The organism is Caballeronia sp. M23-90, assembly GCF_053574605.1.
In genome coordinates, this window is record NZ_JBSIPA010000113.1 from 1 (window position 1) to 16,002 (window position 16,002).

Genomic DNA, 16,002 nt, shown 5'->3' on the forward strand with positions numbered 1-16,002 from the left:
CGTGCCGGCGTCGCCGGCAGCTGCATGCGCGGCCGGCAAAGCGGACCACGCTGCACCAGCGAGAAGCATGGCCAATACGCGTTGACCCGTTAGCCTGCGAATAGATGATTTCATGACGCACTCCGATGTATCGCTCAAGATGAAGCAGATTGTTATCCCAAACTTGCAGCGCTGTATAGCGGCCGGCACCCCTTGTTTCAAGGTAGCAAATCTTTCGCTTTCCGGTCATGCAGATGCCGCCAAAAGTCTTTCCCTTGCGGCCATTAGTGGGCTGGCGCACCAGAACAACAAGACGCATCGACCATAATCGTTTCATGCGGTGCTGCAATGCACTCACCGCTACGGGCTCGGGGGCCGGCAAACATGCACAGAACAATCGACGAACATTGCATCGAAGAGGATATTGCTGAAGAGGGCATTCCCCATGCTTCAGCAGGGGCGGCCGTAAGCAACGCCCGTGTCATCGACCTGAGCCTGGCGGGCAAGGGCAACTACGTCGCGAAACGCGGCGCGTTGACGGAAGTCGTGTGGTTCTTCCTCGAAGCCGCGATCATCAACAACAAGTTCATACCGGTATCCGCCGTACGCGTCTGGCTGCTGCGCCGCTTTGGCGCGCGCATTGGCGCCGGATGCCGCATGCCCCATCCGATCCGCGTGAAGGCGCCGTGGAATCTGGAAGTGGGCGACAACTGCTGGTTCGGCGTGAACGCCTGGATCTACAACCAGACTTCGATTCGCATTGGCTCGAATGTCTGCATCTCACAAGACGCATTTCTCACGACCGGCTCACACGATCTCGCGACGAACATGGATTTGCATGTCAAGCCGATCGTGATCGAGGACGGTGTGTGGATCACATCGAAATGCGTCGTACAAATGGGTGTGACCATCGGCCGCTCGACAGTGGTGACGCCGCTGTCAGTGGTACATCGGTCGCTTGAAGCAGAAGGTGTGTATGGCGGCAATCCGGTACGGTTTATCAGGAAACGTTTCACCGCCTGAGCTAAAACGGGGCCGTATTCATGTAGGGTTTCATTCGCAATGTGCCGCGCGCGTAGACCAGCGCGCTTGGCCGCATGTGCCTTTATCTTGGCGGGTAACGAAGCGCGCGTCCTACGACTATTACACGCAGGTAAGACTGGCTGATAAGGCTGGTCGATCTGGCTGGGATGATCTCCAGACTGCATGTGGACTGTTCGGACTCGTGTGATGTTTCGTTAGATGAAAGATGGCCGGGTTCTGTCCGGCGCCGGCGGTACAGCGGTACAGCGGACCGCGCGACGCGCTACGGCAGCGAAGCGTTTCTATAACGGGTGGCGACAGCGGATAAGCCGGCAAGACGATTTGGCGAAGCGCTGCACACGAGAGGGAGCACGGGGATGTTCATTGACAGCCGGAATGTAGAGCAGAACGCGGTAGTGAAGACGACCGTCTGCATCATCGGGGCAGGGGTCGCGGGGATCACGCTTGCGCTCGAGTTGGATAAGCAAGGCGTCGATACCGTCCTGCTGGAAAGCGGTGGGTACAAGCCGGACGACGCCACGCGCGATTTGTATCGCGGCGAGAACGTAGGTATTCCTTATACGTATGCCGACGGCAGCCGCAGCCGCTTTCTTGGCGGCAGCAGCAATTGCTGGGGCGGCTGGTGCCGTCCGCTCGATTCGTGGGACTTCGAAAAACGCGATTGGGTGAAGGATAGCGGCTGGCCATTCGGACTCGACGAGTTGCGTCCTTACTATGCCCGCACGCATGCGTTGCTCAAGCTCGGCGAAAACAATTTCGACCCGGCGTACTGGGAAGCGGCCATCGGCCGTGACGATGTGAAGCGTCATCCGCTGCCAAGCGGCACGATCCGCGACACGATCTCCCAGTTCAGCCCGCCGGTGCGCTTTGGCAAGGTGTACAAGGCCGTGCTCGGCGAGTCGTCGCATGTGCGCGTGTTTCTCAACGCGAACGCGATGAACATCGGCACTGACAGCGAAGCGAGGCATGTTTCGCAGATCGATGTCGGCACGTTGAGCGGCCGGCGGTTTTCTGTCTCCGCGAAGATCTTCATCCTGGCGACGGGTGGTATCGAGAATGCGCGGTTGCTGCTTGCGTCGAACAAGGTGCAGGCGGAAGGGCTCGGGAACGGCAACGATGTGGTCGGCCGCTACTTCATGGACCATCCGCGCACCATGCAGGGCAGCATCAAGTTCAAGAAGCCGTGGGCGCGCAACAAGCTCTACGACATCAAGTATCACTATCAGAATGCATCGGTGTCGGCGCATGGACAGTTCATCTCGTCCCAGTTCGCATTGACGCAAAAGGTGCTCGAGCGCGAGCGTTTGCTCAATGCGCGCGTGTGGTTCTACTCGGTGTTTCGCGGCGAGAACACGGAAGGCGCTGAAGCGTTGATCCGATGCAAGCAGGCCGTCTTGCAAAAGGATCAGCCTGGCTGGAGTTTTTCGCAGGACCTGCTGACCATGGCGTCGCATCCTGTGGACACTGCGTGCTTCGGTCTTGCGCGACTGTTGCAGCCGCGTCCGCTCATCACCGACGTCAAATTCCAGACGATCGTCGAGGCCGAGCCGAATCGCGACAGCCGTGTCACCTTGTCGTCGCAAAAAGATGCGCTGGGCATGAATCGCGTGAAGGTGGACTGGCAACTGACCGAGTTGGTCAAGCGCACGTTCGACCGTACCGTCACGCTGCTCGCAGAAGAAATGCAGCGCACGGGGGTGGCCGACGTGCAACTCGACGAGCCGCTGGAAGGCAAGCCGTGGCCTGCGCAACTGGAAGGCACGTGGCATCACATGGGCACGACCCGCATGCACGATTCGCCGAAGTACGGCGTGGTCGATCGCAATTGCCAGGTGCACGGCATGAGCAACTTGTTTGTGGCGGGCAGTTCGGTATTTCCCACGGTCGGGGCGAATTTCCCGACCATCACGATTGCAGCAATGACCTTGCGGCTGTCGGAACATATTCTGAAGGCGTTGCGGGGTGAAGTCTCGCCGCTGGCATCGGTGACATCGATTGGAGCGGGCGCCGAGCGCCGCGTGTCCGAAGAGTCGATGCCGTATGCCGCATCGAAACTTCATGCGCCTTCGGATCTTGCCTTCATGGCGAAGAAGTAGGGCGGCTTGTTTATCGGATAGGTTTGGTTGTTTTTATCCGGTATTCGTAGCCGATTTGAGGAACCCGCCGGTGGAGACATCGGCGGGTTTTCTTTTTGCTGGCGCTCGTTTTGGGCTTTCGCGCGGTGTTTGATGATGCTTGCGAAGGGGTTTTTGCTGCGGTCGGGGTCTATGCTGGGTTGCTGCTTTTCAGGTCATCGCGCGTTTTGCTCTATCTGACTTTTTTAGCGCTTTTAGCCACTGTGCGTGGCGGCACTTCATTTCTTTTTCCAACGGCGAAAAAGAAACGAAGCAAAGAAAACGCCTCCCCACCAAGGGCTCATAAGTGTCCCGAGCGTGCACGTTTAACTGTTTGGTACTTCAGAAGAACGCTCGGCGCCGCAATCACCAACACTTGAACCCCTCCCCCTCCGAACCCCTACATCCACACGCTTCGCCACCAGTGGTCTCGGGCAAGTTCTTAAGGCTTTGGATTGTTGCGGCTCTATGCGGTTTGTACGCTTTGGAGGGGGCCGGCGTCTTCTCTTGCGCCTGTCTGCAAGACGCGCAGCAGGTCCTTCGACATGGCGTCGACCGTGAAGCGGCGGTGGAACGTGTCTTTCGCTTGCCCACGCATTGCGGCCGCTCGCGATGGGTCGAGTTCCAGCCATCGCGTAAGACTCGATACCGTTCCCTCTACCGTGTCGGTTGCAACGAAACCCGCGCCGTCTGCTTCCACCTCGCGCCAGATGTTGACCTTGTTAGAGATGAGCGCCGGCAAGCCGCAGCCCAATGCCTCAGCAACCGCTATGCCGAAGTTCTCCTGATGGGACGGCAGAACAAATGCATCGCTCGCCTGGAATGCACCCCACTTCATATCGCCAAGCAGCATGCCTGTCCACGTGATGCGGTTCGCTATGCCAAGCTCCGCTGCAAGTTTTTGCAGGGTCGGGGTCCAGTCGCCACCGTCCGGGCCGGCCATCACCAGATGCGCCGCCGGATCAATATCGCGGATCTGCGCGAATGCCTTGATCAGCAGATCACATCCCTTCTTCTCATGGATGCGACCGAGGAACAGCAACAGCCGCTTCTCCTTGAGTTCGGGGTATGCGGTGAGGAATGCGTCGCGTACCGGCGCCGATGCTGCCGGCGGCGGGTTCGTACCGAATGCCACGACTTCTTCGTTCGCCTTGTACAAACGGAACGATTGCCGCGCGAGTACGCGTTCTTCTTCTGCCGTGAAAAGCACGCGTTTCGCGTCGCGTAGTACGCGATATTCCGCCCACGGCCAGTAGAGCGCCTTCTTCAAATGCTTCAGCGGGTAGGTGCGCTTGAACCACGGGTCCAGCATGCCATGCGGGAAGACGTAGTACGGCACCTGCATGGCATGCAGCGCTTTCCATGCACCATAGCTGTGGTATTGCCACAAGCCGTTGATGATGACGGCATCGAAGCGCATAGCGTTTTGCTTGAGCCACGGCACGAGGTTCGGCGTCAGGCCGTAATTGCCCTTCGACGGACCCAGCGCATGCACCGTCAGCGGGAACGCAGCGAGCCATGGTGCGGCAGGGTCATCGAGTGTGACGACTTCCACGTCGTGACCGAGCGCCGCCATGTTGACGCCGCTTTGACGCACGCCTTCGGTAGGACCTCCGGCACGCGGGTCGATAGTCGATAACAAATGCAGGATCTTCATGGCCAGGCGCGCTCGATGTTGAATCGTGTCATTGATAAAAAGCCGCGTGAGCCTTATGCCGATGTAAAGCGCGACATCCCGTCACGGCTTTCTTCCAGCGCGGACACATGGCCCGACGGATGCATCGGCATGGAGACGGGCGTGCCGGCAGGCGCCGGCGCGGGTGTTCCGGGACGGCGCTTCTTCGGCATGCCGCGTGAGGCCGCGAGTTCTGCGTTGCGTACTTTCATTGCATATGAAAGGCGCGTGTAGGTCGCGACCAGCAAGCCGAGCGCAACACCAAACACGAGACCCGAATAGCGCGGACCGAGTGGATTACCGCCAATGGAAGTCGCAGGCAATGCAGCCAGCAACAATAGCGAGCGTCCCATGACCGGCAGGTACAGCAGGTCGGGTGCGCGCCGGCGCCATGTGCGATACGCAAAGCCGCCGATCGCGAGTGCGAACAAGATCGCAAGCGGCATCCAGAGGCCGAACATCAGGCCGCCGGCAAACAGTTGATACACCCAGAAGTTGTGACCCGCGGCAAACTCGCGGATCGCATAGAAGTCCTTCTTGGAGAACTGGCCGGCAAGGTAGGGCAGGTAATCAGGCGAGTAGTGATACACCGCGCCATAGCCTCTGCCCGCGATCAACGCAGAAGGCGTCGATGTGACCTGGTCGTACTGGTCTTTCATTTCGGCCAGGCGGGTGATCGTGGTCGGATCGCGCCCGGACGTGGTCTCTTTCGATGCAAAGATGCGCTGCGTCCAGTGATCGGCGACTTCAGGGAAAAACGATGCAGCGCCTGCCGTCATCACAGCGATCAGCACGCCTGTCATGAGCGCGCGCATGCCTGCCCGAACCAGATGGCGCGGCGACGGCGCCGACAGCCAGGTCGCGAACATGAACAGCACGACAGTGCCGACCAGCAGGCTTCGCGTGACGCTCAGCAACTCGATCAGGATCGTGCCGAGGAAGATTGCAAGCGTGAATTTCGTAAAGCGTTTCGCAACGACGAACTGATGCAGGATGACACCCTGCAAACCAAGAAACGTCACCGATACGATCCGGTAGCGCACGTCATCGAGCGGACCGCCGCTCGTCACCATGCCGTACACGAAACTGAAAACGAGTGAAATGACCATCGACCAGAAGATCGCCTTTTCGAAGGCAGCAAGACGATCGCCTTCCCATGGCCGGCACGCAGCGAGATAACCAAGCAGGAACAGGCCGAAGGGCAGCAGGGTACGCAGGTAGTTGCCGAAGTCGTTGCCTTGGAGGACTTGCGCCACGATGCTGCCGACCACCGTCATGATCGTGGCAGCCGTGATGATCGAGCGGAACCTCGAACGGCGTGTGAAGCTCGGTGCAATCAGCCAGAGCACGAGGCCCCCGGCCAGCACCGGCAGCGTCATGAGCACCTGTATCACGTGGCTTCCCGCGTCTTCCGCCGCTTTGTAGTCGAGCGACAGCGGGATTAGAAACAGCCAGATCCACAAGTTCGTATATTTGTTGCGCATGGCGGGTCTCTCTTCGACTCTCGGTTTTGAGGCTTCGCTTCAAGGCGCGGCTGATGAATTCGGGCTTGGGCGATGCAAAGCGGATTGGTCGGCCAAGGATGCGGCAACCATCGTGTTGCTTCCGTTGCATGTATCGCATAGCGTCATCGAAACCGCCGGAAGAATGCTGCATGAGTGCGCGAACGAACATTCGCTTGCGGCCCGGCTTCGGCGCACTCGAGCGCATCTGTATCCTGCTTTGGCGCATATACGACAGCCTGCAACCGCTCGCTGCGAATATAGCAGTGGCCGAATCGGCTGCATCGGCGCAGGCGGTTAAGCACTAGTCTTCGTCGTGAATCAACGGAGCGCGGCCAGTGCGCTGCCGCATGCAACCCCTCTACACAGGGCCTGCGTTCGTTACCGCAGCGCTCCCCACCGTATCGCAATGCAACGCGCTCAGAACGCGATATGAAACCGTTGCGTGCGGCACGCCGCACTCCCTGTCCGTCAACGGCGTGATGTTGGCGGATGAAACCGGGTCAGTGGGACGAATATTCAGGGACCGCCAGATGGAAGACTCGTCGGGCGTTTTGCCTGCACATCGGGATGAAAGCCGGCACATAAGTCAGGAAATAACTACCGAACATCAGGTCGGAAACGCGGAGCAATCGCCGCAGCAAAGGGGATCACCATGGGCTTGTTCGGCAAACCACGTACACAACAAACATCGAACAGGACGATCGAGCTCGACTTCGTCCGCGGCATTGCGATCATCGCCGTGATGGGCTTTCACTTTCATTCCGTCAAGACCGGTTACTGGTTCGTCAGCGCGATCGAATATCCGCTGAAGAGCTTTGGCCGCGAGGGCGTGAACCTGTTTTTTACACTCAGCGGGTTTCTCGTTGGCGGCCTGTTGCTCAAGCAATATTCCGAGCATGGACGCATTGACGCGTGGCGATTCATCATTCGACGCATCTTCAAGATCTGGCCCGCGTATTACGTGCTGATCCTGTTTCATGTGTTCGCCGGACGTCACCCCACGGACACGTTCCTGTTCCAGAACCTGACCCACATGCAGAACTATCTGGGGACGTCGATCAGCCAGACCTGGAGTCTTGCGGTCGAAGAACATTTCTACCTGTTCCTGCCGGCATTGCTGCTCATTTTCGTGCGCTTCAAGGTGGGTGTGAATGCGATCATCGGCACGTTGCTGTCCATTTGCGGGATCGTGCTGCTGGCGCGTTGCGCGGTGGTATCGAAGGGGGATGTCGATGCTGCGTTCTTCCAGACGCAATACCGCATAGACAGCTTGCTGTTCGGCGTGATCCTCGCCGCGTTCTACTGGATGAAGCCGGACGTCTACAAGAAATTCGCCGATAAAAAATGGCTGCTCCTCAGCATGGTCGCCGTGCTGGTTGCATGGCTCGTGCTGGGAACAACGCACATTGCGCTCGATGAAAGTATCGGCTTCACCATCCAGGCGATTGGTTTCACCGCTGCCATCGTGCTTGCGATCGAATACTCGAAGGGCATTCGCGACTCGCTGCTGTATCGCGGGATTGCATGGATCGGCGTGTATTCGTATGGCATCTATCTCTGGCATTCGCTGGCGCTTGCGCCCGCCGACATCCTCATCCGCAAGACCGCGGCCATGCACGTTCCGCCGCTTGCCGCGTGGTTCGTCGTACTGGCTGCGCAGTTCTGCATTGCAATCGTGATCGGCTACGTGACCACGCGTGCGGTCGAGTTCCCGTTCCTCAAGATCCGCGATGCCTTGTTCCCCGCCAAACAGCGCAAGGGCGAAATGGAAGTGCCCGTGGTGAGCACTCACGTGTCCTGAGCGTATCGACAGAAACCGCCTGGCGACCAGTAGCGCCAAGCGGGTTCCCCTCTTCGTTTTTCCGATAGTCCGAACAGCACGGGCGCCATGTCCGTGCCGCGCCAACCTGTTGCCCGACGCCGACCATGCAAGCACTTCATTACTGTTGCGCAAACGCCGCGAGGACCTGCCGATGACATCGCCCGCTCGCATTGCAGCGCTCGATGCCGGCCGCACGCTTGCCGTCATCGGCGTGATTGCGGTTCATCTCGCGCCCTGGATGGTGACGAGTCCCGTGTGGCTCGATACGCTCGCCAATCTCGGACAGTACGGTGTCCAATGTTTCTTCGTGATCAGCGCGATCACGATTTTTTCATCGATAGAACATGACGCGCAACGTCTCGGGGCAACGCGTGAAGTGCTGCGCAACTTCTATGTGAAGCGTATTGCGCGCATCGCGCCGCTTTATTACCTCGCGATCCTCGGTTACACCAGCATCGAGTTCGCGCTGCACTTCGTGCATGGCCATATACAAACGCCGCACGATCTCTCCGATGTCTTCCTGAACGTGCTTTTCATCCACGCATGGTTTCCGTCGGCAACGGACAGCGTGGTGCCGGGCGGGTGGTCCATTGGCGTGGAGATGTTCTTCTACATGATCGCGCCGGCGCTCGTATTCGTTTGCCGCACGCTGCGTGGATTGATCATGGTTTCGCTGGCGACGGCGCTGTTCGCGCTGTCGTGCTGGTACTTCGGCGCATGCGATGGCGGTCCTGCGTGCCGCGTGGTGAACAACGAGTTCTTCTACTTCTGGCCGCCCATGCAGTTGCCGTGTTTCATCATCGGATTCTGGGTCTGGCGGCTGGCGAGGGATTATCTTGTCGGCGACCGCCAACTGTCCTCACGTGCTTGCGCGAGGCTTGCGGCAGGCGGCCTCGCCGCATTGGTTGCATTGTTTCTCGCAGGCACAGGACGCGGTCTGGCACACGGCGTCGCGCCGACGTTCGCTGCTCTCGCGACCGCCGCCTTGATGCTGTTGCTGACGCGCGTTCCATTCCGAATGTTGAAAGCGCCTGCGACCGTGATGCTCGGAAAATACAGCTTCGGCATCTACGTATGGCACTTCGTCGCCATACTTGCCGTGCGGGCCGTTGTGAGGCTCGACGCCGTGGATGACTTCGCCGAGGATCATGCAGTTCTGGTCTTCGCGGTTTCGATGATCGCGGCTACGGCCCTGGCTTACATTGGCGCGAGAATCACGGCGCGGCGCATCGAGGAACCGTGCGCACGCTGGGTGCGTGAATGGCTGGGCAAAGACCCGGCGGACCCGGCGCGCATCCGTGCAAGAAGTGTTGCAGTGGACGGCACCGAAAGCGTTTGAGGCGGTCAGGCGATAGCTTGCCGCAGCGTCTGCTTGAACTCGCTCAAGGTGTTGCGTTCGAGCAGATGCGGCGCACGTGCCGCCGCTTGCGGGCGAGGTTTGAAGACCTGATCGAGCGCACTGTTGATCGATGCCACCGACAGGTCCTGCACCACCGGTCCGAGCTCACCCGTACGGCAGAACCAGCCGATCAACCCATCGGCCGTTGCGATCACCGGCTTGCCGAAGCGGTATGCCTGCACGAGCACGCCGCTCATGCCGTAATGTCCTTTGTAGCCGAGCCACACGACATCGCAGGCTGAAAAGAGATCGAGTTCTTCTTCGGCGGTAACGAACCGGTCGATGAAAACCGGCGGCGGAGACAACGCAGCCGCCGACGCAAAGAACGCCCGGATTTCATCGTCCTGAGCGCCGGCGACGACAAGCGTGGGTTGATCTGCGCCTTGCCGTTGCGCCAGCGCTGCGGCGAGTTCCTGGATACCCTTGCGCTCGGTGATCGCGCCATATACGAGGACGTGCTTGCCCGCGCCCAGTCCCAGCCGCTGACGTGCAATGGCAGGCTCGGTCGCTCTTGCATCGGGAAACGGATCGGCGAGATATTGCACGGCCGCGCCGTGGTCAGCCTGATAACGGTCCCGTTGACCGGGCGTGCCCGCGCACCATTCGGTGAGCGTCGGGTCGATTGTCAGCAGCGTCTTCAACCCTTGCGTGCGGATCGCGCGCCGGAACAACTGCGCTTTCACGCCGTTCAACATGGGCTCGCGCGGCGCTCTCACGCCGACTTTCGCGTGATGAAAATTGGCGCGCATTGTAATGCCGACCCACGGGGTCGCGCCAAACGGCGAACCCGTAAAAGGCAACGCGTAAAAGAAGTAATCGATGTAAGGCACCACCACGAGCGACACCTTGCGGCCCTGGCTTGCGACACTGAAAGCATGTTTGAAATCGCGGAAGAAACGCACGTAGCTGACTTTCGCCAAGCCTTTCCCGCTATGCGCGAGCGGCGTCACGAACTGGATTCCAAGTTCGGGCCGGTTCTCCTCTGCAATGCGTTTGCTGAGCGAATGCGCAGCATTGGCGGGATCGGTCACGATCACGCACCGGTAACCTGCTTCGCTGTAGGCGGCTGCAGCCCACTCGGCATACCGCCACCGATGCCCGGTGAAATTCGGTTCGATAATCAGCACGGTGTCCCGCGTTTCATTGGCCATGGTCTGTTTTTTTATCGGAAAACGTACAAAAGGTCGTGATGTTCGGGCGGTAAGACGCAGAACGCCGGCGTAATCGCGTGGAACATACAGTCAAGGCGCCGGAAACCCGGCGACTAATGGCAACACTAGCATTGCAGCAAGATTTGCAAGCGACAAAACGTAGGGTATTCCTCTGGCGAAAAAAGACAGTGAGCCAGCGTACATGAGGGCCGATATCAACTACGAGATGGCGCACAACACATGGCGTGGCACGTTACCTTTGCGGAAACCCTGGACCCAAGCATCGCTCATGAAAAGTCAAGTCTCGCCGGCAATCCGTTTGTCGTGCTCTAAATACAAAAAACCGACCCGACGCGAGGAATGTCTGTGAGAGCAGTTCGCTTACCTTTTTCAACCGCGAGCGTGCGTTTCGACCAGGACGCCGCCATCTGGGTCCTGCTGCAGCAGATCGTCGTGCGCGGATTCGTTGCGGTCAAGTTCCTGGCGATCGGGCGCATTCTCGGACCGGCTGCCATCGGCAGCGTCAGCGTGGCGCTGCTTGCGGTCGCGATTGCCGAAGCGCTCAGCGATACTGGCCTGGCGCAAGCCGTCGTGCAGGGCCGTGAGACGCCCAACCGCTCGCAGCTTGGTGCGGTCTGGACCACGCTGGCTTCGCGCGGAGCGTTGATCGCCGTGCTGATCGTGTGCGCCGCGCCATTGATGGATTCACAATTCCATCTCGGCGGCTCGCTGCTGTTGCTGCAAATGGCCGCGCTCTTGCCGCTGATTCGCGGCGTGGCGTCGCCGGCGTATTACATCGTCACGCGCGAACGCGGCTTCATGCGCATTGCGGGCGTGGAGATGTCGTCGGCGTTTCTCGATTGCGCAATCGGCCTGGGGTTTGCGCTGAGCGGCGCCGGCGCTTATTCGGTGTTGCTCGGCATGCTGGCAGGCGAGACGTTGAAGACCGTGCTGACGTGGACCACCATGGGGCCGCGGCCGCCGCTGCGGGCATCGTGGAAAGGCATTGGACATTACGTGAACTTCAGCCGGTGGATCTGGGCCGGCAGCGTGGTCAATCTGCTGCTGAACCAGTTCGATAAAGTGATCGTCGCGAAGCTGCTCGGACCCGCGCAACTCGGCGCGTACCAGATGTCGTCGAAGCTCGCGCAAATGTTGCTGGCGGATGCGGCTATCGCCATGTCGCAATATCTTTTCCCGACGTTTTCGGCGCATCATCGGAAGGACGCGGACTTTGCAGCGCGGCTCTTTCGCCGCTATCTCGGACTCATCGCGGGAGGACTCGTTGTGCTGGTCATCATCCTGCGCTTTGCCGCTGAACCGCTGTTCCAGATCGTGCTGGGAACCGCGTGGCTGCCTGCCGTCCCGCTCTTTCGCATCTTCGTGGTCAACATGGCGATTGGCGCAGTGATCGCCGTGCTGGTGTCGTATCTTCGCGCAGTCGGATTGCCGAAGGTCGCCACGCACGCATCGATCATCCAGGCCGTGGTGCTGCTCGCCACGGTGCCGGTAGCGACGCACATGTGGGGCGTGACAGGCATTGCCTGGGCGATGACCGGCGGCCTCGCGGCCGCTGCCGGTTGGATGCTGTTCCGAATCCTCAAGGAGGCGTGATGCGCATCCTTCATCTTGTACTCGCACCGCGACTTTCAGGCGCCGAAGTGCTGGCCAAGGATCTGGCGATCCATCAGCAGAACAGCGGTGAAACGGTCGGCATGACCTCGCTTCGGCCACAGCATGAAGACTTCACCGAGCTGCGTCGCGAGCTCGATGCGAACCATGTCGAATGCATGTTCCCTGCTGCGTCGCACGGAACGCTCGGTAAGTTGTGGCATTTGTACCAGTCGGTTAATCACTACGCGCCGGACGTGGTGTTCGCCCACGCGACCATCCCTGCGTTTTATGCGCGCGCGTTGCCAATTGCGGCGCCCGTGGTGTACGTGATGCATTCGGCGACCAATGACTTCGAGCGCGGATTGTTCAGGCGTATAGAACGCGTTTTGTCGCGGCGTGCGCGTGCGGTGATCGCGGTGTCGCCTGCGAATATCGATGATTACGTGGCCGCCGTGGGCCGCCATCCTTCGATGCAGCTCATTCCGAATGGCGTCGACATGGCGCGTTTCTCGAAAGGCCTGACCGCAATTCCCGCCGATAACCATGCGCAGATCGTGCAGATTGGCCGGTATACATCGGTGAAAAACCAGTTGCAGACGGTGCACGCCTTCAAGGAGGTGGTGAAGCTCGTGCCGCATGCGCGTTTGCTGCTGGTGGGCGTGATCGAAGATCCGGCCTATTTCACGGCCGTGAACGATCTCGTGGCCAAGCTCGGGATCGGACAGCATGTCACCGTGGAAGGGCCGCGCTCGGACGTATCGGATATCTTGTTCAAGGCCAGCGTATTCGCCATGCCTTCGCGTTCGGAAGGGCACAGCATCGCGTTTCTTGAAGCGCTTGCTTCAGGCGTGCCGATCGTCGCCAGCCAGATCCGGCCTTTCAGCTTCGCGGAGGATTTCCCGGCGGTGCATCTGCTCGATCCGGAAGACACCGCGAGTTATGCGCGAGCGTTGGTGACGGCGTTGGGCGAAGGACGGGCGCAGAGACCGCTGGGCGGGCTCACACTTGCGGACACGGCTGAACGTTACCTTGCAGTGGCGCGAGAGGTGACGAGCGGGATGGCGGGGGCCCCGGCTTGAGTTGAAGAAGACTGCTAGAAGCGCTAGAAAGAGAAACGCCGGCTGATAGCCGGCGTTCTCCGTTCTGCCTACACGATTAATGAAACAGCTTCGTCGCCTGCACCAGCGTGTTGATCACGCCCCATGCCAGCGGCACGACCACGTAGATCCAGAAGACCCCAAGCAACGCCTTGTTGGTCGGCGCAGCATTGGACGAAAGATCCTGATTCATGCGAGTGTTCATTGCGTTCTCCGGTTTATCGTTGTTCTGGCTTCATTCCGACGCAAGCGCCGACGCACTCATGTGATGCTTCGCGTTCACCTGTTTCACCAGCAAGTTGCAGATGAACCCAAGCACCAGCAGCCCCGCCATGATGTGCAGCGTGGTGGTGTAGGCCTGCGCCTTTTCAACGCCATGCGCCACCTGATACGCGCGGATATAGTTCACCAGCACCGGTCCTGCGATCCCCGCAGCCGCCCACGCTGTCAGCAGACGTCCATGTATGCCTCCGACGAATTTCGTGCCGAAGATATCGGCAAGATAGGCCGGTACGGTTGCGAAACCGCCGCCGTACATGGAGAGGATCACGCAGTACGAAAGCACGAACAGCGCTACATTGCCGCTCTGCGCGAATTGCGGCACGAGCCAGTACAGCACGGCGCCCAGCACGAAGAACACGAAGTACGTGTTCTTGCGTCCAAGCCAGTCCGAGCCCGACGCCCATACGAACCGGCCACCCATGTTGAACAGCGAAAGCAAGCCAACAAACCCGGCCGCAGCGCCTGCAGTAATGGTCGCCTTGAAGCTCTCCTGGATCATCACCGACGCTTGGCCCAGCACGCCGATACCCGCCGTCACGTTGAGGAACAGCACGAGCCAGATCAGATAAAACTGGGGCGTCTTCAAAGCCTGGTCGATATGCACGTGATTGCGCGTGATCATCTTGTTGCCGTTGTCGGCAGGCGGCGTCCAGCCGGCGGGCGCCCAGTTCGCGGGCGGCACGCGGATGGCGAGCGCGCCTATCGACATGGAGATGAAGTAGACAATACCCAGCACCACGAAGGTCTCGGTCACGCCGTTGCTCGTCGCGCTCTTGAAGTGGTTCATCAGCGCAACCGATGCGGGTGCGGCGATCATCGCACCGCCGCCGAAACCCATGATCGCCATGCCGGTCGCCATGCCGCGGCGATCCGGAAACCAGCGGATGAGCGTTGAAACCGGCGATACGTATCCCAGCCCGAGCCCGATTCCGCCGATCACCCCATAGCCGAGATAAACCAGCACGATCTGATGCAAATGAATACCGAGCGCCGCCACGAGGAAGCCGCCGCCAAAACAGCAGGCGGCTGTAAACATGGTGCGTCGCGGGCCAACCTTCTCGAGCCATTTGCCCGCAAATGCCGCCGACAGACCCAGGAACACGATCGCCAGCGAGAAGATCCAGCCGAGCGTGGTCAGCGACCAGTCGTCCGGCGCGGACTCGGTGATGCCGATCACGCGGGTGAGCGGCGAATTGAAAACCGAAAACGCATACGCCTGACCGATACACAAATGCACCGCAAGCGCGGCGGGGGGCACCATCCAACGAGAAAATCCGGGTTGTGCGACGGTCGCTTCTTTTGAAAAGAAACTGGGTGACGGGTGAATAGGGTTATCTGAGCGCGTGCTCATTTTTGGTCTCCAACTTGGTTTAATGCGCGGTTTAACGTTTGCTTTTTTTATTGCATGGCTTACCAAACAAGCGGGCGAAAGTGCCGAATTGTCTGGTCGATCGTCGCAGGGCGATAGAAAGCGGAATAGACGAGGAATGCAAAGAAAATAGGCTTGGACTTTTCATAATGTGTACGCGGGCGAGCGCTACTGTCACGATAGTTAAGCCGTGGAATCAACGCAATAGGATATGTTCAGACATAAGTGTTTGTACTGATAAGGCAAGCCCTGCTTTCGGCTGTTTTTACGATATTGGCTAAACAAAGGCGTTAGGGTTTTCCAAAACGCGCCGGTAAAAAAAGCTTGATATCGATTTCACGCAAAAATCCGGTCTGGTTAACAGTCTCGATTAACTCCCGCAAAAACAATTATTTTCATTCGGGTAGCGCGTATCAGGAGTCGTCCGCTCATGCATCCCAATTGATTTTGCAAGTCTTTTCACCGACACGTTCCTGCCGTAACCTGAGGCACTTCGCGCCGCACGCGGCGCACATCCCGGACATTGATCAACACCAAGACGCCGCACGAGCGGCGCAGTTTTGTCGCATGACGAGGACGTACGAATGCCTTTGCAGGTCCCTCGCGTTGCGCACACCAAGGCGGCGATTCTCAACGTGGACGCAACGCGCAATCTCACCTTAAGGAGCACGTTCGATGAGCACGATCAAGACGAAGGACGGCACGGAGATCTTTTACAAGGACTGGGGGTCGGGCAAGACGGTGGTGTTTTCGCATGGCTGGCCGCTGGATGCGGACGCGTGGGACTCGCAGATGCTCTTCCTGGTCCAGAAGGGGTTCAGGGTCGTTGCGCACACCAAGGCGGCGATTCTCAACGTGGACGCAACGCGCAATCTCACCTTAAGGAGCACGTTCGATGAGCACGATCAAGACGAAGGACGGCACGGAGATCTTTTACAAGGACTGGGGGTC

At 59.3% G+C, this 16,002-nt stretch carries 15 protein-coding genes; 9 read left to right on the plus strand and 6 right to left on the minus strand.

Going from position 1 to position 16,002, the window contains the following annotated elements:
• Positions 1 to 316, minus strand: a 316-nt coding sequence (locus ACRXB1_RS13830; protein ID WP_449492309.1) for a hypothetical protein, incomplete at its 3' end; no start/stop codon positions are given.
• Positions 317 to 363: 47 nt separating this feature from the next.
• Between ACRXB1_RS13830 and ACRXB1_RS13835 the strand changes: the two genes are divergently transcribed.
• From ACRXB1_RS13835 to ACRXB1_RS13845, 3 genes are all read left to right on the plus strand, one after another.
• Positions 364 to 1,002, plus strand: a complete 639-nt coding sequence (locus ACRXB1_RS13835; protein ID WP_062167441.1) for a DapH/DapD/GlmU-related protein — start codon at positions 364 to 366, stop codon at positions 1,000 to 1,002.
• A gap of 377 nt (positions 1,003 to 1,379) precedes the next feature.
• Positions 1,380 to 3,119, plus strand: a complete 1,740-nt coding sequence (locus tag ACRXB1_RS13840) for a GMC oxidoreductase (RefSeq protein ID WP_062000086.1) — start codon at positions 1,380 to 1,382, stop codon at positions 3,117 to 3,119.
• Positions 3,120 to 3,214: 95 nt separating this feature from the next.
• On the plus strand, positions 3,215 to 3,517 hold the full coding sequence (locus ACRXB1_RS13845; protein ID WP_449492310.1) for a hypothetical protein: 303 nt from the start codon (positions 3,215 to 3,217) through the stop codon (positions 3,515 to 3,517).
• A gap of 86 nt (positions 3,518 to 3,603) precedes the next feature.
• Here ACRXB1_RS13845 and ACRXB1_RS13850 read toward each other — a convergent pair whose 3' ends face one another.
• Entirely contained in the window at positions 3,604 to 4,794 is a 1,191-nt protein-coding gene (locus ACRXB1_RS13850) for a glycosyltransferase (protein WP_449492311.1), read from the minus strand.
• Between the two features lie 53 nt (positions 4,795 to 4,847).
• Positions 4,848 to 6,296 (minus strand): hypothetical protein, encoded by a 1,449-nt coding sequence (locus tag ACRXB1_RS13855; protein ID WP_062167433.1) that lies wholly within the window; start codon positions 6,294 to 6,296, stop codon positions 4,848 to 4,850.
• A gap of 170 nt (positions 6,297 to 6,466) precedes the next feature.
• Between ACRXB1_RS13855 and ACRXB1_RS13860 the strand changes: the two genes are divergently transcribed.
• The 3 genes from ACRXB1_RS13860 to ACRXB1_RS13870 all read left to right on the plus strand — a co-directional run bounded on the left by ACRXB1_RS13860 (position 6,467) and on the right by ACRXB1_RS13870 (position 9,478).
• Positions 6,467 to 6,622 (plus strand): hypothetical protein, encoded by a 156-nt coding sequence (locus tag ACRXB1_RS13860; RefSeq protein ID WP_449492312.1) that lies wholly within the window; start codon positions 6,467 to 6,469, stop codon positions 6,620 to 6,622.
• A gap of 347 nt (positions 6,623 to 6,969) precedes the next feature.
• Complete coding sequence (locus ACRXB1_RS13865; protein ID WP_449492313.1) at positions 6,970 to 8,118, plus strand: acyltransferase family protein; 1,149 nt, start codon at positions 6,970 to 6,972, stop codon at positions 8,116 to 8,118.
• A 172-nt stretch (positions 8,119 to 8,290) separates the two neighbouring features.
• A complete protein-coding gene (locus ACRXB1_RS13870; RefSeq protein ID WP_449492314.1) occupies positions 8,291 to 9,478 on the plus strand; it encodes an acyltransferase family protein in 1,188 nt (395 codons plus the stop codon).
• 5 nt (positions 9,479 to 9,483) lie between these two features.
• Here the strand turns inward: ACRXB1_RS13870 and ACRXB1_RS13875 are convergent, their stop codons facing one another.
• Entirely contained in the window at positions 9,484 to 10,689 is a 1,206-nt protein-coding gene (locus tag ACRXB1_RS13875) for a glycosyltransferase (RefSeq protein ID WP_449492315.1), read from the minus strand.
• Between the two features lie 366 nt (positions 10,690 to 11,055).
• Between ACRXB1_RS13875 and ACRXB1_RS13880 the strand changes: the two genes are divergently transcribed.
• Complete coding sequence (locus ACRXB1_RS13880) at positions 11,056 to 12,303, plus strand: oligosaccharide flippase family protein (RefSeq protein ID WP_062000951.1); 1,248 nt, start codon at positions 11,056 to 11,058, stop codon at positions 12,301 to 12,303.
• Entirely contained in the window at positions 12,303 to 13,382 is a 1,080-nt protein-coding gene (locus ACRXB1_RS13885; protein ID WP_062000080.1) for a glycosyltransferase family 4 protein, read from the plus strand. The genes ACRXB1_RS13880 and ACRXB1_RS13885 overlap by 1 nt, the downstream gene beginning before the upstream one ends.
• A gap of 76 nt (positions 13,383 to 13,458) precedes the next feature.
• Here ACRXB1_RS13885 and ACRXB1_RS13890 read toward each other — a convergent pair whose 3' ends face one another.
• Positions 13,459 to 13,605 (minus strand): MFS transporter small subunit, encoded by a 147-nt coding sequence (locus ACRXB1_RS13890; RefSeq protein WP_372237040.1) that lies wholly within the window; start codon positions 13,603 to 13,605, stop codon positions 13,459 to 13,461.
• Between the two features lie 30 nt (positions 13,606 to 13,635).
• Entirely contained in the window at positions 13,636 to 15,033 is a 1,398-nt protein-coding gene (locus tag ACRXB1_RS13895; protein ID WP_062000078.1) for an L-lactate MFS transporter, read from the minus strand.
• A gap of 693 nt (positions 15,034 to 15,726) precedes the next feature.
• Between ACRXB1_RS13895 and ACRXB1_RS13900 the strand changes: the two genes are divergently transcribed.
• The coding region (locus ACRXB1_RS13900; RefSeq protein ID WP_449492316.1) for an alpha/beta fold hydrolase at positions 15,727 to 16,002 on the plus strand (276 nt) is incomplete at its 3' end.